The sequence below is a fragment of the Paenibacillus sp. LX16 genome (genome assembly GCF_036252815.1).
GTDB lineage: Bacteria > Bacillota > Bacilli > Paenibacillales > Paenibacillaceae > Paenibacillus > Paenibacillus polymyxa_B.
The window spans coordinates 23,889-46,228 of record NZ_CP141152.1 but is presented as its reverse complement, the minus strand read 5'-3'; the positions used below and the strand labels follow the sequence as shown (position 1 = coordinate 46,228).

The following is a 22,340-nucleotide window of genomic DNA, read 5'->3' as shown; positions in this document are numbered from 1 at the left end:
TTCCCAATTCCTTATGCATGTTCAGTTATTTACCTTCGTTTGTAGCTCCATCTTTGGCTGTTCCTGCGTTGGTATCGCCCGTACCGTTTGTTGTTGCGCCCGGTGTGGTTGTGCTACCAGCCCCGGAAGTTGCACCGCTTTTCTCTTGCGTAGCGGGTACCTTCGGCAGATTGATTTTCAAATCAAGTTTCGCCAAATCATTTTCGGTAAAGTTTTGGATACTTTCCCCGGCCAATTTATTTTTCAGGGCTGCCTTTTCGTTGTCTTTCAATTTATCAAACGTTGGCTCATTGCGGGACTCCACTTTGATCACGTGATATCCGTATTCCGTTTCCACTGGCTCACCGATTTTGTTAATCGGCTGAGTCTCAGCGGCCTCTTTAAAGGCAGGTACCCATTGCGCTACGGATGCATTCTCATACAGACCTCCGTTAGACGCAGAACCTGGGTCTTCTGAATATTTCTTAGCAATCGTCGCAAAATCCGCTCCTCCATCCAGCTTCGCCTTCACTTCTTTAGCCAGCTTGAGGGTATCCTCTTTTTTGCGCTGTTTCTTCGTTTTAGGATCTTCGAAGTTAATCAATACATGGCGCACGGTTGCTGTCGTGAATTGATCTTTATTTTTCTCAAATTCCTGTTTTAGCTGATCATCTGTTACTTTATTGGTTTCGCTGTTGATTACCGTCATTACACGCGTGAAGTAATCTTTCACACCTTGTTCGGTCAGTTTTTTATCACTCAGAAATGTCTTGAACTTATCTTCTCCGACTGACTTTTTATACTGCTCCAGCTGTTCGTTCCCTTCTTTGGCACCCTGCTCCTTGGCTTTGTCGTCCGCTTTGGCCGCCAGAAGCTTGTACACCACTTCCTGCTTTACAATTTGCTCTCGTACCTGATCCGAAGCTAACGCAGCCTCATATTCCGGGTAAAGGAATTTCATCATGCTGATTTCTTGGTTGAACTCATTTTCGGTAATGGTTCCACCCTTATAGGTCACGACAACCTTGCTGTTGTCCTTCGGTTCATCCTTGACCTTGTTCTCATCCGCTTGCTTCGTACATGCTGCCAGCACGGATATAGCTAGCAGCGCTGCCATTCCCAAGGAGAGCATTCTCCAAGGTTTTCTTTTATTTAGTTGTGGCATTTTGCAGTTCCTCCTTCAATGTGAATGCTTCTTTCAATGCACTCAAAAATTGTTCCAGCAGTTCTAGCAACTGTGGATCATTTAGACCTTTGCCCTTTATGCGTGCGCTCATAGAAGTGCCCTGTTCAAATTGTACACGTCTTTCAAAGCGATTGCCAATCTCGGCAAGTTTGGAGGTCTGTACCGCCTGCTGGCGTCCTTCATGGAATTTCAACACTATATTGTCATCCCGTTGCACCATGGACTCGATGCCATACATGCGTCCATATACCTTGAGTCGAGCCACGGCTAGCAAATGACGCACAGCCTCTGGCAGATCGCCAAATCGGTCGATCAGCTCATCCTCCAGTTCGGAAGCCTCGTCAAAGGTGCTGACCGCTGCAACCTTTTTATAAATCTCAATCTTCTGGATGCTGTCATAAATATAGTCTCCCGGCAAGTAAGCATCGACGCCTAAATCAATCGACGTACTCCAATTCCGATTGGACTGATCTTCTTCTCCAAGTACGCTGACTTTACGTTTATTAATTTCCTCAGCCAGCATCTGCGAGTAAAGATCAAAACCGACGGATGCGATGAATCCATGCTGCTCAGCGCCAAGCAAGTTACCCGCTCCACGGATGGACAAATCGCGCATTGCAATCTTGAACCCGGAGCCCAGCTCCGTAAATTCTTTAATCGACTGAAGGCGCTTCTCCGCCACTTCCGTGAGCACCTTATCCCGCTGGTACGTGAAATAAGCATAGGCAATCCGATTGGAACGACCTACACGCCCACGCAGCTGATAAAGCTGAGATAGCCCCATTTTATCGGCATCATGCACAATGAGTGTATTCACATTTGGAATATCCACGCCGGTTTCGATAATGCTGGTGCTGACCAGCACATCATATTCGCCATCCAGGAAATCCAAAATAGTTTTCTCCAGTTCGGTTTCGGACATCTGTCCGTGACCCACGCCCACCTTGGCCTCCGGTACGAGCGCATTGATCTCTGCAGCCATCTCCTGAATGCCCTGCACGCGATTATACAGATAGTACACCTGTCCACCGCGTGCCATCTCGCGTTCAATGGCCTCACGAACTAGAGTCTGGCTGTGCTCAACCACATAGGTTTGCACTGGAAAACGGTTTTCCGGTGGCGTCTCAATGACTGACAAGTCACGTACACCCAGCATGGACATATGCAACGTACGCGGAATAGGTGTTGCCGTTAACGTCAGCACATCTACGTTCGTTTTCAGCTTCTTCAGCTTTTCCTTGTGGGTTACGCCAAATCGCTGTTCTTCATCGACAATCAGCATTCCGAGGTCCTTAAACACCAGATCCTGCGACAACAGACGATGGGTACCAATGACAATATCGACTGTGCCTTGCCGAACTCCTTTTATCGTCTCATTTTGCTCTTTGCGCGAGCGGAAACGGCTCAATACCTGAATATTGAACGGATACCCTGAAAAACGTTCACGGAACGTCTCATAGTGTTGTTGTGCCAAAATCGTCGTCGGTACCAGCACCGCTACTTGTTTGCCTTCAATAGCAGACTTAAAAGCAGCACGAATGGCAACTTCAGTTTTGCCGTAACCTACATCACCGCATAGCAAACGATCCATCGGGCGGCTCTGCTCCATGTCCTTCTTAATCTCTTCGATGGCCCGAATCTGGTCACGTGTCTCATCATACGGGAACATATCCTCAAACTCTTGTTGCTCCGGTGAATCCTTTTCAAAAGCAAACCCTGGTGCCGACTGTCGTTCTGCATATAGCTTGATCAAGTCATCCGCAATATCCTGAACCGAGCTGCGCACCTTACTTTTAACCCGTGTCCACTCATTGCCACCCAGTTTATAAATCTTGGGTTCCTTGTCCTCTGAGCCGACATATTTCTGAATCAGATCAATTTGTTCAATCGGCACAGACAGCTTATCTCCACCCGCGTAGAGGACATGCATGTAATCCTTATGGATACCGCCAACCTCCAGCGTGCCGATCCCCATGTACTTCCCGATCCCATGATTTTGGTGTACGACGTAGTCGCCCACCTTCAGCTCGCTATAGCTCTTAATCCGTTCTGCATTGTCCACATGTCGGCCCTGCTTACGAGCTTTCCGCTGCTTCTGGGAAAACATCTCGCCCTCGGTAATGACTGCCAGATGAATAGACGGCATTTCAAAACCGCTTTGCAGATTGCCGATAGCCATCGTCGGCTCATCAATACCGTAATCTTCAAGCACTCGGCGCATCCGGTCCAGACGTTCATCTCCACTTGCCAGCATCATAACCTGTGTGCCGGCTTTGCGCCAACGATCCATCTCCGCCTTGAGCACATTCATTTGGCCATGGAAATCCTGCATTCCTCGGCAGATGAAATTCAAAATATTTTGTGGCTGGGTATGAGGAACCTGACGGAGGAAAATCGACAGGAACAACGTCTGAAATCTCCGGTTGTACAGCAGATTGTCCGCGTCATCTGACAGTTCTAGCTGCGGTAACGTTTTACCGTTTTGAAGCAAATGCAGATTCCATTCTGACTCATCCCGTTCCAGTTGCTTGGCTGTTTCCAGCATACGTGCCGGTTCGTCAATAATCAGAATCGTATCTTCCGGCATATAGTCTGCTAGGGTTTTACGTTCAGGATACAGCAGGGAGATATATTTATAGATTTCGTCAAAATACACATGCTCTCGCAGCAACTCAATTTCACGATGAATCTCTTCTTTCAGGTGCTGCTTAGCTTGACGATCCGTCATTTTGCCCAGCTGCTCCTCCAACAAAATAGCAGCGGCATCCGCCGCCTGGTCCATACGCTGGTTATTCGCAATAACTTCCTTACACGGTGTTACGGTAACGTCCTGAACCTTTTCCACCGAACGCTGATCTTGCGGATCAAACTTACGGATCGAATCAATTTCATCGTCAAACAGCTCCACACGATAACCCCAACGGGTTGTCATTGGATAAAAATCAATAATTCCTCCGCGTACGCTCATCTCTCCACGTGATTCCACACGCTCTACACGCTGGTAGCCCATCTCTACCATATGTAGCAAAAACGCTTCCAGCTGAAGCGTCTCGCCTTCTTTCAGCTCAATACGAGCCTCACGCCATGTTTCCGGGATTGGCAGTAAACGTCGGACGCCAGAAAACGGCACGACAACAATCCCACGAAAACCCTGGGCGCAGCGTATCAATACATCAATTCGTTGGGACAATGTCTCTGGACTGGATATTGCTGCTTCAGCAGCTACCAGCTCATTAGCAGGATACAATAAAACCTGATCAGGAGAAAGCGCTTCCTGTAAGTCATCTGCTATTTTTTGAGCGGCAAACATATTGTGCGTCATGACCATTAACGGTCGTCCGGTATCTTCGGCAAGCGCGGCCATCAGTACCTGTCGGGAAGAGCCTGATAAACCTGATATCAGTTGTTCCTTCATCCCTGATGAAATACCTGCTGCAATGGATGCATAATCAGCATCCTTCGTAAAAGCCTGAATAAGTGCTTGTAACAAAAAAGGCACCCCTTTATGCTTATAAATAGTTACATGTAAACCGAAAAAGAAGCCTCAGCAATGCTGCCAAGGCTCCATAAGCGGAATTGCCGCTTCACCTCTCAAGCTGGTACATCCTACCAGTTGAATACCTGTTATTGGAGCGGATTAACGAGCAGACTCAGCTCTGGATTATTCTCCAATGCTTGACTGCAATGCTCGCAAATGACTTTGACGGTCACTTCACCACCCGAATTATACGCTATTATATCTCTACGTTCGGCAGGGGTCAAGGAATGGAAGCCCAACCTTTCTTCGGTTATTGCCGCGGAATCAATTCGTCCCAAGAAAGTTCGACAATGTCTGCATACATAATTAACAATCATGTAATGTATATGCCTCCTGAAAGTTTTCTATACCTTTCAGTATGTCCAACAATCTTCCATTTAAGCCCGTCTGCCTACGTCTGAACTTACTTGTTGAATTCAGCCATCGTCCGTTCAAACGGATGACTCAAGCTGTGTTCTAAGGCGTTGCACGTGTCCTCGATCATTCCGGCCAGTAATTCTTTTTCCTTCTTTGGAAAGGTACCCAGAACATAATCGACAATAGCATGTCCAGGCTCCGGGCGGGAAATGCCCATACGAATCCGATTGAAGGACTGCGTGCCGGTATGCTGAATGATCGATTTAATGCCGTTATGACCGCCTGCGCTACCTTGATAACGCAATCTTATTTTACCGACTTCTGTATCCAGATCATCGTACACGACAATCAGATCTTCCATATCGGCCTTGTAATAGTCCATATAGGCACGTAGAGACTCGCCTGATAGATTCATATAGGTCATTGGCTTAATCAGTACGGTTTTTACGCCACCAATGTGGCCCTCTCCAATCAACGCCTTGCATTTGCTTTGGTTAATCTGGATGTTATGACGCGAGGCAAGAGCATCCAATGCCATAAATCCGACATTATGTCTCGTTTTCTCGTATTGGGGACCGGGGTTGCCCAATCCTACAATCCACTTCATAACCTTGACACCCTCTTTCGCAGTCTGGATTTTTTGGTAAAATAGTTGTATTGAATAGGAAGGTGCGTGCCGGTATGCTCAATCAAGGTGATATCCTCTTATATGACAGCCATTTTCTATATCATTTAAAACATTCCGTTCCTGTCCAGATATATGACGGGAATGTACATATTCAGATTGGCATCGTTGCGCGTTTTAATGAGCATTTTGTCGAAATAGAGGACACACTATACAATCGTCAACGTTTCACATTCATATCTCGCCCAGGCTTTTAGCCTGACATGCTGATAGGGGTTACCTTTTCCATATGGAAAAGGCAACCCCTTTTTAAATGAGCCAGCGCTTATTCGATTTCAAACAGTTTGCTGATCGACAATTCTTCATGCACACGGATGATAGCTTCTCCCATTAATGGAGCCACAGACAATACCTTCAGCTTGCTTGTCGGATTCGGGTGAACGATCGGGATTGTATCCGTCACAACCACCTCTTTTAATGGCGAATTCTCCAGTCTTTCCATCGCAGGACCGGACAGCACAGCATGTGTACAACACGCATACACATCTTTTACGCCGCCTTCTTTAAGCGCATTTGCACCTAATACAATCGTTCCGGCTGTATCAATGATATCATCAATTAAAATAGCCGTTTTACCCTCAATGTTCCCGATGATGTTCATCACTTCACTGACATTTGGCTCTGGACGACGCTTATCAATAATAGCGAGCGGCGCACTCAGGAAGTCCGCCAGCTTGCGCGCACGAACAACCCCGCCATGATCGGGTGAAACTACAATCGGGTTCTCAATTTGCTTGGAACGGAAATATTGGGCCAAAATTGGCGCTCCCAGCATATGATCCACTGGAATATCAAAGAATCCCTGAATCTGCATCGCATGCAAATCCATGCTGATTACGCGGTGAGCTCCCGCTTTTTCAATCAAGTTAGCGACAAGTTTCGCTGTAATCGGATCGCGTGAACGAGCTTTACGATCCTGACGAGCGTAACCGTAATATGGCATAACGACATTGATACTTTTGGCAGAAGCGCGTTTAAGTGCATCAATCATAACCAATAACTCCATCAAGTTGTCGTTAACCGGCAGACAAGTTGACTGCACAATATACACATGGCAGCCGCGTACGCTTTCCGACAGCTTAACCTGGATTTCACCGTCACTAAACGATGTGGTATGGGATTCCCCCATTGGGATGCCGATGTAGTCCGCAATCTGGTGGGCTAACTTCGGATTGGAGTTACAAGTAAATATTTTGAGTTTGGAATCGCAATAAGTCATTAATAGAAACCCTCCGTGCTGGTTCATTCATTACAGATTCAACAGCTTGCTGATTAAGGTCATTCCGATCTTTTCTTCTTCGCTTTGGCACGTGCGCGGATTTTGTCCGCATATCCGGCTTTGTTCTCTTGACGTGATCTGGCAATGGCCAGATCGTTATCAGGGACAGCATGTGTTACAGTGGAGCCTGCTACAACATAAGCACCTTTTCCAATCTTAATCGGGGCGATCAGATTCACGTTGCTGCCAATAAAGGCATCGTCTTCAATTTCTGTAATGGATTTATTATATCCATCATAATTGACCGTTATTGCCCCGCAGCCAATATTTACGTTTGTACCCACCTTGGCATCACCGACATAGCTCAAATGAGACACCTTGGAATGATCTCCAATGGTCGCATTTTTCACCTCAACAAAATCACCAATTTTCACATGTTCGCCAAGCTTCGCACCTGGACGCAGATAAGCAAACGGCCCCACAGATGTACTGCTTCCCACTTCCGCTTCGTTCAACACCGAATGTTTTACCGTCGCGCCTGAATGGATAATCGTATTCTGAATCTCAGCCTGCGGACCAATCACACAATCTTCTCCGATTTGTGTTTGACCATGCAGCCATGTGTTCGGGTACAGTACCGTATCGGAACCAATAATAACCTCGCTCCCGATATAGGTAGAAGACGGATCAATGACAGTGACGCCATTCAGCATATGCTTGCGAACGATGCGCTCACGCATATAGCCCTCAGCTACCGACAAAGCGACTCTGTCGTTAACACCAATGGATTCAGACACATCATGTGTCAAATACGCCTCAACCTGCTCACCTTCACCATGCAAAATACCAATGACATCTGTCAGGTAATATTCCTGCTGTGCATTGGTGTTCGTTACCTTGTCCAGCGCTGCAAACAGCTTGGCATTGTCAAAGCAGTACGTTCCCGTATTGATCTCCCGGACAGCATCTTCCTCAGGTGAACAATCTTTCTGTTCAACGATCTTGAGCACGGCCCCGGAAGCATCACGAATAACTCGTCCATATCCTTTCGGGTCGTCCAACTCAGCGGTCAGAATCGTCGCAGCCGCCCCACGGCTCTCGTGCAGTTGCACCAAGCCCTCCAGCGTTTCAGCTGTGATCAAAGGAGTATCCCCACAAATGACAATGGTTGTACCTTTTTCCTGACCGAGCAAGTCCTTGGCTTGCTTGACAGCATGGCCCGTTCCCAACTGCTCTGCCTGAAGCGCATATTCTGCCGACGGTCCCAAATAAGATTGTACCGCCTCTGCTCCATGACCCACGACGACTACACTTCGGGACACACCGATTTCACGAACCGTATCGAGCACATGCCCGACCATCGGTTTTCCGCACACCGGATGCAGAACTTTATATAATTTGGATTTCATACGTTTTCCCTGCCCTGCGGCAAGAATGACTGCCAACCTTTCCAACAAGTCCAACCTCCTATCCTGAAAATAACAGTTACCCCTTGGCTAAAACGTTAATTCCCAGATCAGATTTTGCTTAACTTTTCACAATCCTCCTGAAAAATAACGGCGAACCTTTGGTTAATGGCTATTTTTTCAGGCCAGCTTGTGCTGGACATTCATCCCCGGGACGCATCGCTGCCTAGTCCCTGTCTTATGAAAAAGCCGCTTCGGCAGCCCGGATGGCTCCAAGTTGCCTTAAAACTGACTGTTAACTCACTAAAGAATATATCTCATTCCAGACAAAAAGAAAAGAGAGCCACAGTTAGTGGCTCTCTTTTTCTTTTGTACCCCAATCCTGCTTTAGGCGAATTAAGCGCCTTCTTCAATAGCAACTTCTTCATCCACAGCTGCACGTTCGTACTCAGTCAATACAGCAGCTTGGATCTTCTCACGGGTTCCTGAAGATATCGGGTGAGCGATATCGCGAAACTCTCCGTCTGGAGTTCGTTTGCTTGGCATAGCCACGAACATCCCGTTATTACCGTCGATAACTCGGATGTCATGAACAACAAACTCGTTATCAATCGTAATGGATGCAATCGCCTTCATTCTTCCTTCTGAGTTCACTCGGCGGAGTCTAACATCCGTAATCTGCATGTGTGTTTCACCACCTTTTTCCAAATAGGACTTGGTGTATACATTCCACACAGCAGTTCGAAATCCTTCTTTTTTTCGGCAATTCGTATCCTAAATTCAGGTAATTTTTTTGAAAAGATTTCTTTTCGACATATTTAGGTATTTTATGATGGATTGTGACAATTTACTGCCTTGTTCACTCATCAAAATAATTGCCCAGCTTGACCGTAATTTGCTTGCTTCGAGAATCGACTGCGGTCAGATTCGCCAGTGAAATATAATCGTGCAGCAGGCGCTCTTCGTTCTCCACCTCGCCCGATTCTACCAGCACACCTACACCGGCCACCTCAGCATCAAACTCAGCCAGCAAGTCGACCATCCCCTGAATCGTGCCCCCGGCCTTCATAAAATCATCTACGATGAGCACACGCGATTTCTCACGCATCGCACGTCTGGATAAAGACATCGTATGCAGGCTCTTTTGTGATCCTGAAACATAATTAATACTTACAGCCGAGCCTTCTGTTACCTGATGATCACGCCGTACGAGAACGACTGGCAAATTCAGCTGTGCTCCGGTTGCATAGGCAAGTGGAATACCCTTGGTCTCCACCGTCATAACCACATCAATCTGACGATTGGCAAAAGCGGTTGCGAATATTTTACCAGCTTCGTTCATCATCGCAGGTTGGCCCAGCAAATCGGACAAATACAGGTATCCTCCCGGTAATATGCGGTCAGGCTGCTCCAGTTGCGCACACAGGTCGTTCGCAAACGCAAGCGCATGCTGCTTGGAAAGCCTCGGGATCAGTTTCACGCCCCCTGCCGCTCCCGCCAGCGTCAGAAGCTCGCCAGTGCCCTCATCCTCAAATACTTCCTTGATGATGGCCAGATCCTCGCTTATGGACGACTTAGCTGCCCCGTAGCGATCCGCAAAATGAGTAAGAGGTACCAGCGTATGCGGCCGTGACAACAAAAATTGCGTCATTTCCACCAATCGTGAGCTTCTTTTAAGTTTTTTCACAACAATTCCTCGCGATCTATTCTCCTGCCGCCCGCTTTGTACAGTAAAGCACCGGCGGACTGGCCGGTTGCTGGCGGAATGTAAGTGATATAGTAAAATCCGAATATTTAATAGTAAATATATCATCTTCGTACGTATTTGTACAACAATTACCACTATAATAAGAAAAAAGTATCTAAAATCAGGTCAAAAGTCGTACTGCGTACACATCTTTACAGAACCCTCTTAGTCCATTGTAAATCCGTGGCACTTTGGCTTCCTTCGATACCAGTCCGAACACCGTAGGTCCACTACCTGACATCAGCACACCGTCTGCTCCTAAGCGGATCATGGAGTTTTTGAGATGCTCTACCTCTGGATACAGCTTTAGTGTTACATCCTCAAGTACATTCCCCAGCGCGTTGCATACATCGGTAAAAGAAGCGTTACGGATAGCATGCTCCATCTGGCGGGCAGACGGGTGGTGCGTAATCTGATCTGCTTTGACACGACCATACACTTCTGCCGTCGATACATTAATCGGCGGCTTCGCAAGGATCACCCAGCATTGTGGCGGATTCGGAAGTGGCTTGAGCAGTTCTCCGCGTCCACTTGCTAAAGCTGTACCCCCTGTAATACAGAAAGGTACATCTGAGCCCAGTTCCGCACCCAGCACCCTCAATTCTGCATCCGAGATACCAAGCTTCCATAGCTTATTCAGTCCACGCAGCGCTGCGGCAGCATCACTACTTCCACCCGCTAACCCTGCCGCCACCGGGATATGCTTATCCAGATGGATGTGGACGCCCGTAGACACGTTATAACGTTCTTTGATCAGACGCGCAGCCTGAAAAGCCAAATTCTTTTCATCCAATGGTATGTACCCGGCTTGACTTGAAATAATAATGGTATCACGCGGTAACTCAGACATCGTCAATCGGTCAGACAGATCGACCATGGTCATAATCATTTCGACCTCGTGATAACCATCGTCCCGCTTACGTAGAACATCAAGCATTAAATTGATTTTCGCCGGTGCTTTTTCATATATTTTCAAGGCGTTCACCCACCTTCAACTTTTCCCTCAAGACAGCTTAACATATTATATCAGACTCAGCGTGTCAAGTCATGAGGCTCAAAAAAGCGGAGATGACCCGGTATGAACCCGGATATCCCCGCTTTTCATCAGCACCACCGATGGCTACGATTTGCGAGAAGCTGCCTGCTCAGCAAGCTGGATGGCCCGCTTGACCATATTGCCCGCATCCTTGGCTTTAATGCCTCCCCAGCCTTCTTCCTTGACCGTGTCGTAAAACCCAAGATCTTTGGCCAGCTCGTACTTTAGCTCCTCCGACATGACACTCCGTCTTCTTCTGCTCATACATACGCCCCCTTCGGCAATGGAATAAGGAAGATCATTCCCGGCTTAGTATGTGCAGAGATGTCATGCTTCATCCTGCTCTGTATATACAAAACGGCCCCGTCATTTGAAATGACGAAGCCGTCGTTAAACCTGCAAAGCTGGTATAAATCACGAAATCAATTAAGGTGTTTCAAAATATTCGACTACACTTGTATGTGAGTCGGGATCATATACGCTGACTTCCACCGACTCGGTAAGAATGTCAGCATAGCTGTAGGAGACACGTTTAAACGTCTGTTGCTCCTGATCCAGCTTGACGATAAAAACAGAAGGGTACGTTTCTTCCAAGACACCAGTTCGTTCGACGGTCTTACGGCGTCCGCCGTTAGCCCGCAGCAAAATTTTTTGCCCTACATGTGCGTCGAGACTGCGTTTGATTTCCAACAGCGTATTTTTAGCCATTGCCTAACGACCACCTCTTTCCTTGTCCATTATAACGGATTTTAGAGGGATTGTCAAATCAAGCTAAATATTATAACAACACGAAAAATAAGTTGTCAATTTAATTTTTTGCGAACAGGAATAATTTATATAAAAAATGATAAAAAGCCTCTGCAAGCAGAGGCTTTTTGCTCAAATTAATCCTATTAGCCGTTTGAATCCTAGATTGCGGAAGGCGTTACTTTAAGCGTTGATAAATTTTCAAGCTTCGGCAGGCCGATGCGATAGCTTCCCCTAGTTTCAATTCCACCCACTCCGCGACTGCCACTGATTGTCTGGTGAAACAGGTCCCCCATGTTGACCGTATCACGGATCGAAGTAAAGGCCGCCTTAGCAGCCACGTAAACGGGGTCCAGCGCGTGAATCAGGATACGCCCTGGTGAGCTGGCGAAGTTCGCTCCCGCACGTAGCAGCGCCTCAAAATGGGATTGGCACGCCCCCGCTACAATCGTCAGCGAATCAAGATGACGTTCATATTGTCTTGCTACCTGAATTGCCGCCACAAAATTTTGCGAATTTTTATAACTTTTCAAGCTGTACAAATCGTAAGGCTGTGGCTGCTTCAGCACACCGTCATGTCCGGTAATGACTACGATATCCGGACGGATACGGGGAAGCAGTCGGTACAACGTGTCCGCCATTGCCGATTCGTGAACGTGATGTCCCTCTGCAGGAACACGGAGCTGTTCATATAAACTGAGACATTTTTTCAGATAGCTGGGATCTCCATCCAGATGAAGAACCTTTCCCGGCATTTCAAAATACGTTGACTCGACCGGATCACTCCAGTCCCCTACGAGAGCTGCCTGACTACGAGCAGCTTGCTGCTGGCGTGCCCGTTGCAACAGATTAAGAGACTCACCAGCCTTAATGTGGGCCTGCTGAGCCTTACCACTAATCTGGTCTGCAGGCACTCTGACCAGATCGTTCACCGGAGAATCGGCCAGCAGCCGAAATTCTATTCCCTTAATGATCGCTTTATCCCGCTGGATGTCCTCAACGCGAAACGTGACATCCCCGCCGTACGATTTCCGAACGACCAAGTCTCCTAAACTCATCACACTGTATCACCCCTCCTATATCGTATGGGTGAATGCACAGTTTGGTTCCAGCTTAGGATATACCTGCCTCCAATAGCACAGCGCTGAGGCGCGCAAATTCCTCAATACTTAACGTTTCTCCTCGACGGGAGGGTTCAATACCAGCTTGTTGCAACAGCGGCTCCAGCGTGTCCCTGTTCTCTTTGGTGAAGAAACGGCTTTTTAAATTATTGGAGATGGTTTTACGACGCTGGGCAAAAGCAGCATGAACCACTTCAAAGAAGTGCTTCTCATCCACCACTTCCACCGGAGGGGCTTCCCGTACACGCAGCCGGATGACTGCAGACTCCACATTCGGCTGGGGAATAAATACTGTATTCGGCACAGTACAGACTAATTCAGGTTCGCTGTAATATTGCACCGCAATGCTCAGACTGCCGTAATCCTTCGTTCCAGGAGACGCAGCCATGCGCTCAGCCACTTCTTTTTGGATCATAACGACGATATTCTCCAGAGGGAGCTTGTCCTCCAGCAGCCTCATCAGAATCGGTGTAGTAACGTAGTACGGCAGATTAGCCACGACACTTACTTTGCTCACGTCTGCAAAATCGGCTGCGAACACCTCGCGCAAATCCAGCTTCAGCACGTCTCCATGACGTACCTTCACATGCTCGTAAGGGGCCAACACCTCTTCGAGAATTGGCAGCAGCCGCTGGTCAATCTCGACAGCGGTAACCGCCTTGGCCGATTGCGCCAGCTTCTCGGTCAAAGCGCCAATCCCAGGACCGATCTCAAGTGCACCCTTCGTCTCATCCAATCCGGCAGCATTTACAATCTTATTGAGAATATTTTGATCAATCAGGAAATTTTGTCCCAAACTCTTTTTGAACGAAAAACCGTGCCGTTGAATAATTTCCTTCGTACGCCGCGGTGTTGCTATATCTTGAATCCCTGTCATACGGACATCACAATCCTTCACTTTCAATTTGTGCCAGCGCCCCGGCAAATTCCTCGCGGCTGATCTGAAATACAGAGAGCCGTTTATGTAGCTGCTTTCCGTTACAATAACCAATACCCAGCACATTCCCTAAGGCCATACGGCGTGCAGCAGCATTGGGGTGGGTGATGAGTCCAGCATCAATCAGGTCCGCCCACTCAATCAGCGGGTCGGCGCCTTCCACTGTCGTATGGACCCGTGCAAGGGCGTGTCTGATCGCTTCTGGTGAGGCATTCTCCACGCCAATATCTCCTTTGCGCGTCGCTTCTGCCTCGGGTATAAAAGCCTGCTTGCAGCCGGGTACCTTGGAAGCGATAATCTTACGAATGCGCTCCCCTGCATGATCGGGATCGGTTAAAATGATGACCCCCCGCCGCTCCTGCGCCAATGCAATTTTACGCAGCGTCATTTTATTAATGGCTGAGCCGCCAGTTTCTATTGTATCCGCTTCAACAGCGCGGCGAATGGCCACCGTATCATCTCGGCCCTCTACCACGATCACTTCCTTGATCATTTGCATTTCCCTCCACTGCTACACAGCAAGCTATATTTATCTTTCCCTGCTTTTGAAAACAAAATAAGAAGAGGATATCCTCTTCTTAGCATGGCATAACTATGTTGTTAATACTATCGCATTGCCCTCAAGATACACAACCTGTTTTAGTTGATTTCAGGCTTTACCGGTCCGATAACATATACGGTTTTACCGTGCTTACGACCAAATTGGTTGGCTCGGCTCAAACTCTCATAATACACATCGATTTTGTGGCCTTTAATCGCGCCACCGGTATCCTCCGCACGGCGGAAGCCCACCCCTTCGATATACACCCACCAGCCGATTGGAATTACACTCGGATCGACCGCGATGGTGCGTCCTTCCGTGACACGTGCGCCGGATGCAGTACGTGTACCGATACCTGGCTCCTGTGAGGAATACGCCGTCATGGAGACATTTTGTAAAACTTTGCTATATTTAAAATTTACGCCTGCTTTACGGACAGCACTGCCCGAACTAACCGTTGTTGCCTTAACCGCATCATTGGGACCGACGGAAGCAGCAAGAACGACCGGTTTTTTCTTCGTTCCTACCGCAATGACCTTATCCACACGGTTCTGTGCAACTTCCTTGTTAACCAGCTGTTTGGATACCAACTTTCCATCATGATATACCTTTTGAACGTGCTGGACTACCACACCCGATTTGCCACTTTGAATGACCCGATTATCGCCTTTATAGAGACTCGGATCGGCCGTTTTGATGACCTGATAAGGCACCTGTTTTTTCTGTTCGACCTGCTGTTTCTTCACACGGACGATTTTTATGTCCATGTTAGACGAAACAGAGGCATCCAACGCAGGATAAACTTTATCCGTTGACGATAATTTATAGCCCGAGGTACGAATGGCACCTTCTACTGTATTTTCTGTTGTGTACAGCTTTTTCGTCTCATTGCCTGAAGATACTTTAACCTGATTGGCACGTTTAATGACTACGCGATCCCCATCCTGTATTGCTCCATTTAGCGGCATGGAAACTGTATCATGCGGCTGAAGTGAAATGGAATGCTCGCTCAGCAAATCTTGAAGCTTGGATTCCCGGGTTTCTACCGCAGACGCCTTGCCATCGATGACAAAAAAGACTTGTTTTTTAGATTGCGTGTACATCAGAATTGAAATCATAATCGTTAGCGCGATTAGAAAAATAGCAACCAAAGCAGCCTGGCGCACATTCTCTTGCTTCCAACGCAATACGTAAGACATGCTGGATGAGCGTGACTCATGGGTATCCTTTTTTTGGAAAATTCCCATTTCCTCCGTCCTCCTTACATAGCCCGCCGTCTGGAGTAAGACATAGTTGAGATTTGACGTGACTATAACAGATTTTCTACAAGACAAGCCCAAACTACGACTGTCCTGCACCATGTACCCGTCTTCGCGGCATGCTGTCCTCCCCTGTTTAACCACAGTATGATGACAGATTTTCTTTTATTCACAACAAAAAAAGCCAGAGAAAGAGACTAGAGAGCTCTTTCGTGGCTTCCGGCATGTGTGAATATGCGGGAAAACTCATGCACGAGATGGCTTCTCTCTTGTTACGCTTACGGGGTTAGCTGTCGGGTTCGGACGTAGAGAGTCGCCCTAGCTTGGGTCAACCGCTCATGGCGGTCGCCTTCACATTCACCCCGAAGACCCAGAAAGAAATCGAAATACGGCTCCTCCACCTGTTCAATCCCATCCGGGAAAAGAATTTAGGTCGAGCCGGCTGGCGGAAGAGACGTTCCCTTCTTGCACATACGCCGGACGTACTGTAAGCCATATCGGTTCCCCCGTTCCCTGTAAAAGGGACTCAGCGAGACTGGTTCATGAAATGACTTGTTGATGTTTACATTCAAACAACAATTCACTGAAAAGATGATATCCTGTTTCTATGCATGTTGTAAAGCAGGTTTCAAGTACATTTTTTAAAATATTCGGTTAAAATATTGTAATATTCTCGAGTTTCCTGCAACAAATTCATGATTAGCTTCGTCTATCTCTTTATTTTGATCGATTTCTTCACTTTTTCATTGAATGTCAAATCGTTCCAGGGCATTTCGGGTCGTTATTGACACTAATTCCTCCACTGTAATCCCCTTGATTTGGGCTGCAGCCTCTGCCACCAGTCTCACATGTGCAGACTCATTTCGCTTCCCACGAAACGGATGAGGCGTCAGATAGGGAGCATCAGTTTCAATGAGCAGACGGTCCAGCGGCACCTGTGCGAGCACCTCTTTTGGCTGCTTGGCATTTTTGAACGTTATTGGACCACCGAAGGAAAGGTGAAATCCCATATCCAGCACCATTTTGGCTGTCTCCCAGCTACCCGAAAAGGAGTGCATGACTCCTCCAATCTCACTCGCTTTTTCCTCGCGCAAAATCTTAACAATATCTTCATGGGCATCCCGGTTATGAATAACAATGGGCATTTTGAGTTCACGAGCCAGACCAATTTGACTTCGCAACACCCGATGCTGAACATCCTTCGGTGATGTATCCCAATAATAATCCAGACCGATCTCCCCGATGGCTACAACCTTCTTATGACTGCATAACGATGCAATCCATTCTAGATCGCCCTCCTGCATTGTAATCGCATCCTGCGGATGCCATCCAACTGCCGCATAAATAAAATCGTACGTCTCGGCCAATTTCATGGTGGATGGAATGGTCTCACGATTAAATCCGATATTGATCATCCGCGTTACTCCTGATTCGACAGCACGTGCTATAACTTCTTCACGATCTTCGTCAAATTGTGGCGCATCCAAGTGAGTATGAGTGTCGAATAAACCCAAGGCTTACATCTCCTTTTTTTACTTACATTTCTATATAGTTGTCTATTCTTTGACAAAATAATTCCTTATTTCGGCAGGAAGCCTGTCTTTTACCGCGTTCAATTTATTCTGGGGAAAATACATATGATATTTTCCTCGGTGAATACCACTTATTGAGCGCACAATTTCCGAAACTTCGGATATTTCACTCACCTCGCCCTGACGTCCAAGCAGTAAAATCTGGTTGTCCGTCGAGCCACCCTGCCGAAACACATCATAAGGAAGATCTGTTGGAAAATCAATTTCAAAATCATATTCAGGGTGCAAACCAGCCTCTTTCAAAGCTTCTCGAATACTGTCAATGGTATCTGTATCCATATTTTCAATCTCTACATATTTATACAATCTACGGTCCATAAAACGGCTGCTCAAATCACTTAAAATCTCGTCCTTTTCTCGTTTCCATTGGCTAAATACAGTCTGGATTAATGACTCGTCGAGCATCAGATACTGCTCTACTGTAAGCTCTCCTTTCAACAGATCCGGCAGCGGGTCCAGCAGAAAACCAAACTCATATCCGTTTTTAAACAATTCCTTTGCTCGCTTGAAAATTTTACGTAAAAGGATTTCCGAGCTGCGTGTTACAGGATGGAAATAAATTTGCCAATACATCTGATAGCGTGACATTAAATAATCTTCTACTGCATGCATACCTGATTCCTTCACAACAATTCTCCCATTATGAGGACGCAGCAGTCGTAAAATACGATCCAAATCAATCGTGCCGTAGTTGACGCCTGTCGAGTGAGCATCCCGCAACAAATAATCCATACGATCGGCATCTAGCGGACTGGTTACCAGGTTGACAACAATCGGCTTATCATACGTTTTGGCTATAACCGCAGCCACCTTTTGTGGAAGCTTCTCGTCGACTTGCCGTAGCACAGCGTTGATCTTCGTGTCTCCCAATACAATGCGGCATGTCCAATCCTCATGGTTCATATGAAAGGCTTCCTCAATTGAATGAGAAAATGGGCCGTGCCCCACATCATGCAATAGAGCTGCACACAGAGCAACCAGCCTTTCCTCCTTCGGCCAATCTGGGAAATCTCCACGTTCAAATTGAGAAATAATACTTCTCGTAATCTCATATACGCCCAATGAGTGTGAAAACCGGCTATGCTCCGCTCCATGAAACGTAAGATACGATGTGCCTAACTGCCGTATGCGCCGTAAACGTTGGAACTCCGGCGTATTGATCAACCGCCATATCACAGTATCCTGAACATGGATGTAATTATGTACCGGGTCTTTAAAAACTTTTTCTTCACTGAGTGGCTGGTGCAAGATATCAGCTCCTTTAATATTCGGAATAATGGATTAAAATACAATAAAATCCTAAATGTTTTCCCTCATTCGACATTCTTTGTCGTAATATGTCGAATTATAGTTTTTCGACATTTCCAAATCGACAAACTGAATAAATCATCAATAAGATAAGGCAATACACACAAGTAAAGCTCTTTAATCTAAATACTTTTGCATAATCAGACTGTTACTACATTTTTAAGGTTGACTGTTTTGGGAATCGTTGGTATAGTAAATATCAGAAAAGAGAAAATTTTGTCGAATCATGACACTTATATTATTTTAAACGGCGAGAGGAGCCTGATTTATTATGATGAAATCCACTGGTATTGTAAGAAAAGTTGACGAGCTCGGACGTGTTGTTATTCCAATCGAATTGCGCCGTACCCTGGGAATCGGAGAGAAAGACGCTTTGGAAATTTATGTTGATGGCGAACGCATCATGCTTAAAAAATACGAGCCTGCTTGTATCTTCTGCGGCAATGCTGAGAACGTAATTTACTTCAAAGGAAAAATTGTTTGCCAAGATTGCATTTCTGAAATCCCAACACCTGTGACAAACTGAGAATTTTAGTATATAATAGACTTATCAGATATTGTTAATTCTAACCTTTTTCATATATACTCCTTGTTGCCTTCCACGGTTTGAACCCAACCGTTGGAAGGCCCTTTTTTGTTTAGGCAGATATTCATAAGAGTGCGTTGTAAACATCTCTCTTGGAGATTGAACGATCAGTGGCTGTACGCTTCATTGCATCCTTGCGTGTGAGTCCCTCTGCCTCATAATGTGCGACGTGGGACTCCAAAGATAAGGACTGCCACCATGCCTGACGTTCCTGTTCCTCTTCCTCTTCGTCTTTCCCTTCAACCACCAGACAATATTCACCAATTGGCGGATTCTCCTCTAGTTTAGCAAGGCATTGCTCCACGGTTCCCCGCACCCATTCCTCATGCAGCTTGGTCAGCTCACGCGCAAGCACTACTTTGCGTGAACCTAATGTTTCCTTCAATACCATCAATGTCTTCATGATGCGATGAGGCGATTCATAAAAAATAATTGTGCCGTGAGATACCTGAAACGAAAGCAACAGCTTCTCTAGGTCCTTTTTCTCCCGTGGTGGAAAGCCAGCGAAGGTGAACCTTTCTGTATCCAGTCCTGAGGCAATTAATGCCGATAGTGCCGCATTTGCTCCTGGGATAGGAATGACGCTAATTTCCGCTTCCAGTGCCAGTTTGACCAGATCCGAACCAGGGTCAGAAATGGCTGGTAGACCTGCATCGCTAACCAGTGCCAAATTTTTTCCTTCTATTATATAACGTATCAGTTCAGGCCCACTGGCAGCCTTATTATGTTCATGATAACTGAAGAGCATATCCGGTGTAATTTCGAAATGGGTGAGCAGTTTGCGTGTCTGCCGGGTATCTTCGGCAGCGATAATACTACATGATTTCAAGGTGTTAATTGCCCTAAAGGTCATATCATCCAGATTCCCAATGGGTGTTGCAACAAGATACAACTTTCCCCGTTCTTCTTCGCTGGTACTAAAGCTTTTTTGTACAGCTGCTTTCACACAGAATCCCCCTTGCTTACTTCTCCATAGATATCTCTTATTTCCTGAGTATAATTCCCATTTTCCTGATATACAATGAGCGGAGGCAACAGACGAACCTCCGGTTTACCGTCACGTAATGCTTCAACCAGGACCATATTGGCTTCCATATGAACTCGTGGGTGAACAAAACGTATTCGTTTGGGTTCCAAACTATGTTTACGCATCAAGGTTATAATTTCACCCAATCGCTGCGGGCGATGAACCATGGACACTTTTCCTCCATTACGGACAAGCCGGGTGGATGCCTGAATGACTTCTTCCAGTGTGCAGTTCACTTCATGACGGGCAATTGCCTGGTGAGGATTCAGCTTGATATCGCTACCATTTAGCGGCATATAGGGGGGATTCACGGTAATCGCATCATAAACACCATGTCCCGTGATGTGAACCAGCTCACGTAGGTCCCCTTCCCGAATCTGAATTGCTGCTTCTAATCCATTCAAGCTGACACTACGTCTAGCCATATCTGCCAAACGTGGTTGAATCTCAATTCCTTCAATAGACGCTTTTGTTCGTGTCGTTAGCAACAGCGGGACAACCCCATTGCCAGTACACAAATCCAGAATCTTCCCACGCTGCGGAATACCGGCAAAACGTGCCAGCAAGACCGCGTCCATCGAGAAGCTGAATACTTCATCACTTTGGATAATACGCAAATTATGTGAAAGCAGATCATCAATTCGTTCCGACTTCTTTTCATTTTCGTACATAGTGCTCTCCCATCTTTTATAACCAAAATCGCTTTTCACTCATACTTCCTTACAAAAAAGCCGTAGGCATCTTGCTCCTACGGCTTGTTTTTATTTATTCAAAAATGACAGACAGAAGAGGCAATCGCCTTCCGTTCGCAAATGTCCGTAATACACGTTGCATATATGAAATCCTTCATGATACAGCCTCGCTAGATTGTCGTAGCCTTCGCCCACGACCTCACCCGTTTGCCCTTCATCCTTAATGACGATCGGAGGAGGAAGCTTCGGCTTGTTTGCCGTCTTTTCTTCTCCAGAGGTTTCACGTTTGAGCATCTTGCGCACCTGTTCGTTTTCAATCGTTAGTCGTTGATTTTCCTCCAGCAGCTCTTTTACTGCCAGTTTCAATTCACCCAGATCGCTATGCAACTGTCCCATTTGGGTTTCCATTTCGTGAATACGCGCAAAAACATTTAATTTATCCAAGTTTCCACCCCGAAGCAACCTAATGGTTTACTTGACGACTACATCGTCCATTGGAAGTTCCTTGACCTTACTGATCTCAAACAGTTGAACATGCACCGTGCGATGACCTGCATTCACACCTACGACTTTACCTTCCCCCAAAGAGGTGATAACCATCTTACCCACCTGAGGTAGCTCTTCTCGCATGCTTTCGTAGTTATCATGTTCAAACTTGAGGCAGCACATCAATCTCCCGCACAACCCGGAAATCTTCGTCGGATTCAGCGACAAACTCTGATCCTTCGCCATCTTAATAGATACCGGCTCAAAATCCCCCAGCCATGAGGAGCAACACAGAATACGTCCACAAGGTCCGATTCCGCCAAGCATTTTAGCCTCATCCCGTACGCCAATCTGCCGTAGCTCGATCCGTGTACGAAAAATACTGGCCAAGTCCTTTACAAGCTCTCGAAAATCCACCCGACCCTCTGCCGTAAAATAAAAAATGATCTTATTGCGGTCAAATGTAAATTCTACATCTACCAGCTTCATTTTAAGGCCATGGTCTTTAATTTTATTTAAACACGTGCCGAATGCATCCTTGGCTGCCAATTTATTCTCTTCTACAACAAGAGCGTCATCATCCCCAGCAATACGAATGACTTTTTTTAAGGGCAGGACAACATCCGAATCATTTACCTCTTTTTTGCCCACTACAACCTTGCCATATTCAATACCGCGCGCGGTCTCTACAATGACGCAGTTTTCTTTCTCCACTGGAAGGTCCAGCGGATCAAAATAATAAGTCTTGCCCGCCTTCTTGAAACGGACACCCACTACACTATACAAAAATTAACCCCCTTGTATGCCACTAAACCTCATTTGAAGCCGACATTGTACGAATGGCCGCAATTGAAGTCTCACTGTCGCACAAACCGGGAACCTGGCGTCGCG

Annotated in this window: 23 protein-coding genes and 1 riboswitch; of the genes, 2 read left to right on the top strand and 21 right to left on the bottom strand. The window is 46.6% G+C overall.

Annotated features, from left to right (window positions below):
* Positions 1-25: 25 nt before the first annotated feature.
* The 4 genes from T3H97_RS00215 to pth all read right to left on the bottom strand — a co-directional run bounded on the left by T3H97_RS00215 (position 26) and on the right by pth (position 5,667).
* The gene (locus T3H97_RS00215) at positions 26-1,144 is read right to left on the bottom strand and encodes a peptidylprolyl isomerase (RefSeq protein WP_103049275.1); all 1,119 of its coding nucleotides are present in this window, start codon (positions 1,142-1,144) and stop codon (positions 26-28) included.
* The gene (gene mfd, locus T3H97_RS00210) at positions 1,128-4,655 is read right to left on the bottom strand and encodes a transcription-repair coupling factor (RefSeq protein WP_103049274.1); all 3,528 of its coding nucleotides are present in this window, start codon (positions 4,653-4,655) and stop codon (positions 1,128-1,130) included. The genes T3H97_RS00215 and mfd overlap by 17 nt, the downstream gene beginning before the upstream one ends.
* 134 nt (positions 4,656-4,789) lie before the next feature.
* On the bottom strand, positions 4,790-5,020 hold the full coding sequence (locus T3H97_RS00205) for an anti-sigma-F factor Fin (RefSeq protein WP_013308128.1): 231 nt from the start codon (positions 5,018-5,020) through the stop codon (positions 4,790-4,792).
* Positions 5,021-5,106: 86 nt separating this feature from the next.
* Entirely contained in the window at positions 5,107-5,667 is a 561-nt protein-coding gene (pth, locus tag T3H97_RS00200; protein ID WP_061831840.1) for an aminoacyl-tRNA hydrolase, read from the bottom strand.
* Positions 5,668-5,741: 74 nt separating this feature from the next.
* Between pth and T3H97_RS00195 the strand changes: the two genes are divergently transcribed.
* Positions 5,742-5,942, top strand: coding sequence for a hypothetical protein (locus T3H97_RS00195; RefSeq protein WP_023986434.1), 201 nt, complete (start codon positions 5,742-5,744; stop codon positions 5,940-5,942).
* A 68-nt stretch (positions 5,943-6,010) separates the two neighbouring features.
* Here T3H97_RS00195 and T3H97_RS00190 read toward each other — a convergent pair whose 3' ends face one another.
* The 13 genes from T3H97_RS00190 to T3H97_RS00130 all read right to left on the bottom strand — a co-directional run bounded on the left by T3H97_RS00190 (position 6,011) and on the right by T3H97_RS00130 (position 18,598).
* Positions 6,011-6,964, bottom strand: coding sequence for a ribose-phosphate diphosphokinase (locus T3H97_RS00190; protein WP_013308125.1), 954 nt, complete (start codon positions 6,962-6,964; stop codon positions 6,011-6,013).
* A gap of 59 nt (positions 6,965-7,023) precedes the next feature.
* Complete coding sequence (gene glmU, locus T3H97_RS00185; protein WP_328801377.1) at positions 7,024-8,421, bottom strand: bifunctional UDP-N-acetylglucosamine diphosphorylase/glucosamine-1-phosphate N-acetyltransferase GlmU; 1,398 nt, start codon at positions 8,419-8,421, stop codon at positions 7,024-7,026.
* 345 nt (positions 8,422-8,766) lie between these two features.
* Positions 8,767-9,054, bottom strand: coding sequence for a septation regulator SpoVG (gene spoVG / locus T3H97_RS00180; RefSeq protein ID WP_007428016.1), 288 nt, complete (start codon positions 9,052-9,054; stop codon positions 8,767-8,769).
* 175 nt (positions 9,055-9,229) lie between these two features.
* A complete protein-coding gene (gene purR, locus T3H97_RS00175; protein ID WP_013308122.1) occupies positions 9,230-10,057 on the bottom strand; it encodes a pur operon repressor in 828 nt (275 codons plus the stop codon).
* A gap of 181 nt (positions 10,058-10,238) precedes the next feature.
* Entirely contained in the window at positions 10,239-11,093 is an 855-nt protein-coding gene (ispE, locus tag T3H97_RS00170) for a 4-(cytidine 5'-diphospho)-2-C-methyl-D-erythritol kinase (protein ID WP_029519377.1), read from the bottom strand.
* Positions 11,094-11,237: 144 nt separating this feature from the next.
* On the bottom strand, positions 11,238-11,417 hold the full coding sequence (locus T3H97_RS00165; RefSeq protein WP_007428013.1) for a small, acid-soluble spore protein, alpha/beta type: 180 nt from the start codon (positions 11,415-11,417) through the stop codon (positions 11,238-11,240).
* A gap of 162 nt (positions 11,418-11,579) precedes the next feature.
* On the bottom strand, positions 11,580-11,861 hold the full coding sequence (veg, locus tag T3H97_RS00160) for a biofilm formation stimulator Veg (protein ID WP_013308120.1): 282 nt from the start codon (positions 11,859-11,861) through the stop codon (positions 11,580-11,582).
* Between the two features lie 200 nt (positions 11,862-12,061).
* Positions 12,062-12,958: a sporulation peptidase YabG gene (gene yabG, locus T3H97_RS00155; protein WP_272640836.1), complete on the bottom strand. Its 897-nt coding sequence runs from the start codon at positions 12,956-12,958 to the stop codon at positions 12,062-12,064.
* A gap of 55 nt (positions 12,959-13,013) precedes the next feature.
* On the bottom strand, positions 13,014-13,898 hold the full coding sequence (gene rsmA / locus T3H97_RS00150; RefSeq protein WP_103049272.1) for a 16S rRNA (adenine(1518)-N(6)/adenine(1519)-N(6))-dimethyltransferase RsmA: 885 nt from the start codon (positions 13,896-13,898) through the stop codon (positions 13,014-13,016).
* A 7-nt stretch (positions 13,899-13,905) separates the two neighbouring features.
* Entirely contained in the window at positions 13,906-14,451 is a 546-nt protein-coding gene (gene rnmV, locus T3H97_RS00145) for a ribonuclease M5 (RefSeq protein ID WP_013308117.1), read from the bottom strand.
* 146 nt (positions 14,452-14,597) lie between these two features.
* Positions 14,598-15,746 carry a resuscitation-promoting factor gene (locus tag T3H97_RS00140; protein ID WP_023986430.1) on the bottom strand — a complete coding sequence of 383 codons (1,149 nt, stop codon included), beginning with the start codon at positions 15,744-15,746 and terminating at the stop codon, positions 14,598-14,600.
* A gap of 271 nt (positions 15,747-16,017) precedes the next feature.
* Positions 16,018-16,300, bottom strand: a riboswitch (cyclic di-AMP (ydaO/yuaA leader).
* 201 nt (positions 16,301-16,501) lie between these two features.
* Complete coding sequence (locus tag T3H97_RS00135) at positions 16,502-17,272, bottom strand: TatD family hydrolase (RefSeq protein ID WP_328801376.1); 771 nt, start codon at positions 17,270-17,272, stop codon at positions 16,502-16,504.
* A 42-nt stretch (positions 17,273-17,314) separates the two neighbouring features.
* Positions 17,315-18,598 carry an HD domain-containing protein gene (locus T3H97_RS00130; protein WP_103049269.1) on the bottom strand — a complete coding sequence of 428 codons (1,284 nt, stop codon included), beginning with the start codon at positions 18,596-18,598 and terminating at the stop codon, positions 17,315-17,317.
* A 331-nt stretch (positions 18,599-18,929) separates the two neighbouring features.
* On the opposite strand from T3H97_RS00130, the gene T3H97_RS00125 reads away from it, so the two are divergent.
* Complete coding sequence (locus T3H97_RS00125; protein ID WP_007428005.1) at positions 18,930-19,184, top strand: AbrB/MazE/SpoVT family DNA-binding domain-containing protein; 255 nt, start codon at positions 18,930-18,932, stop codon at positions 19,182-19,184.
* 124 nt (positions 19,185-19,308) lie between these two features.
* Here T3H97_RS00125 and rsmI read toward each other — a convergent pair whose 3' ends face one another.
* The 4 genes from rsmI to T3H97_RS00105 form a co-directional block, all read right to left on the bottom strand.
* Positions 19,309-20,190: a 16S rRNA (cytidine(1402)-2'-O)-methyltransferase gene (gene rsmI / locus T3H97_RS00120; RefSeq protein ID WP_328801375.1), complete on the bottom strand. Its 882-nt coding sequence runs from the start codon at positions 20,188-20,190 to the stop codon at positions 19,309-19,311.
* The gene (locus tag T3H97_RS00115; RefSeq protein WP_025722559.1) at positions 20,187-20,942 is read right to left on the bottom strand and encodes a tRNA1(Val) (adenine(37)-N6)-methyltransferase; all 756 of its coding nucleotides are present in this window, start codon (positions 20,940-20,942) and stop codon (positions 20,187-20,189) included. Before T3H97_RS00115 ends, rsmI begins: the two co-directional genes overlap by 4 nt.
* A gap of 90 nt (positions 20,943-21,032) precedes the next feature.
* Positions 21,033-21,407 (bottom strand): DNA replication initiation control protein YabA, encoded by a 375-nt coding sequence (gene yabA / locus T3H97_RS00110; RefSeq protein ID WP_025722558.1) that lies wholly within the window; start codon positions 21,405-21,407, stop codon positions 21,033-21,035.
* A 27-nt stretch (positions 21,408-21,434) separates the two neighbouring features.
* On the bottom strand, positions 21,435-22,235 hold the full coding sequence (locus tag T3H97_RS00105) for a PSP1 domain-containing protein (RefSeq protein ID WP_013308110.1): 801 nt from the start codon (positions 22,233-22,235) through the stop codon (positions 21,435-21,437).
* Positions 22,236-22,340 lie beyond the last annotated feature (105 nt).

Bases quoted from the DNA above. Each gene is read 5' to 3' on its own strand.
- veg (WP_013308120.1), bottom strand. From the start codon at position 11,861: ATGGCTAAAAATACGCTGTTGGAAATCAAACGCAGTCTCGACGCACAT.
- T3H97_RS00190 (WP_013308125.1), bottom strand. From the start codon at position 6,964: ATGACTTATTGCGATTCCAAACTCAAAATATTTACTTGTAACTCCAAT.
- pth (WP_061831840.1), bottom strand. From the start codon at position 5,667: ATGAAGTGGATTGTAGGATTGGGCAACCCCGGTCCCCAATACGAGAAA.
- rnmV (WP_013308117.1), bottom strand. From the start codon at position 14,451: ATGATCAAGGAAGTGATCGTGGTAGAGGGCCGAGATGATACGGTGGCC.
- rsmA (WP_103049272.1), bottom strand. From the start codon at position 13,898: ATGACAGGGATTCAAGATATAGCAACACCGCGGCGTACGAAGGAAATT.
- spoVG (WP_007428016.1), bottom strand. From the start codon at position 9,054: ATGCAGATTACGGATGTTAGACTCCGCCGAGTGAACTCAGAAGGAAGA.
- T3H97_RS00215 (WP_103049275.1), bottom strand. From the start codon at position 1,144: ATGCCACAACTAAATAAAAGAAAACCTTGGAGAATGCTCTCCTTGGGA.
- yabG (WP_272640836.1), bottom strand. From the start codon at position 12,958: ATGAGTTTAGGAGACTTGGTCGTTCGGAAATCGTACGGCGGGGATGTC.
- T3H97_RS00125 (WP_007428005.1), top strand. From the start codon at position 18,930: ATGATGAAATCCACTGGTATTGTAAGAAAAGTTGACGAGCTCGGACGT.
- T3H97_RS00165 (WP_007428013.1), bottom strand. From the start codon at position 11,417: ATGAGCAGAAGAAGACGGAGTGTCATGTCGGAGGAGCTAAAGTACGAG.
- T3H97_RS00115 (WP_025722559.1), bottom strand. From the start codon at position 20,942: ATGTACGAAAATGAAAAGAAGTCGGAACGAATTGATGATCTGCTTTCA.
- T3H97_RS00140 (WP_023986430.1), bottom strand. From the start codon at position 15,746: ATGGGAATTTTCCAAAAAAAGGATACCCATGAGTCACGCTCATCCAGC.
- T3H97_RS00205 (WP_013308128.1), bottom strand. From the start codon at position 5,020: ATGATTGTTAATTATGTATGCAGACATTGTCGAACTTTCTTGGGACGA.
- T3H97_RS00195 (WP_023986434.1), top strand. From the start codon at position 5,742: ATGCTCAATCAAGGTGATATCCTCTTATATGACAGCCATTTTCTATAT.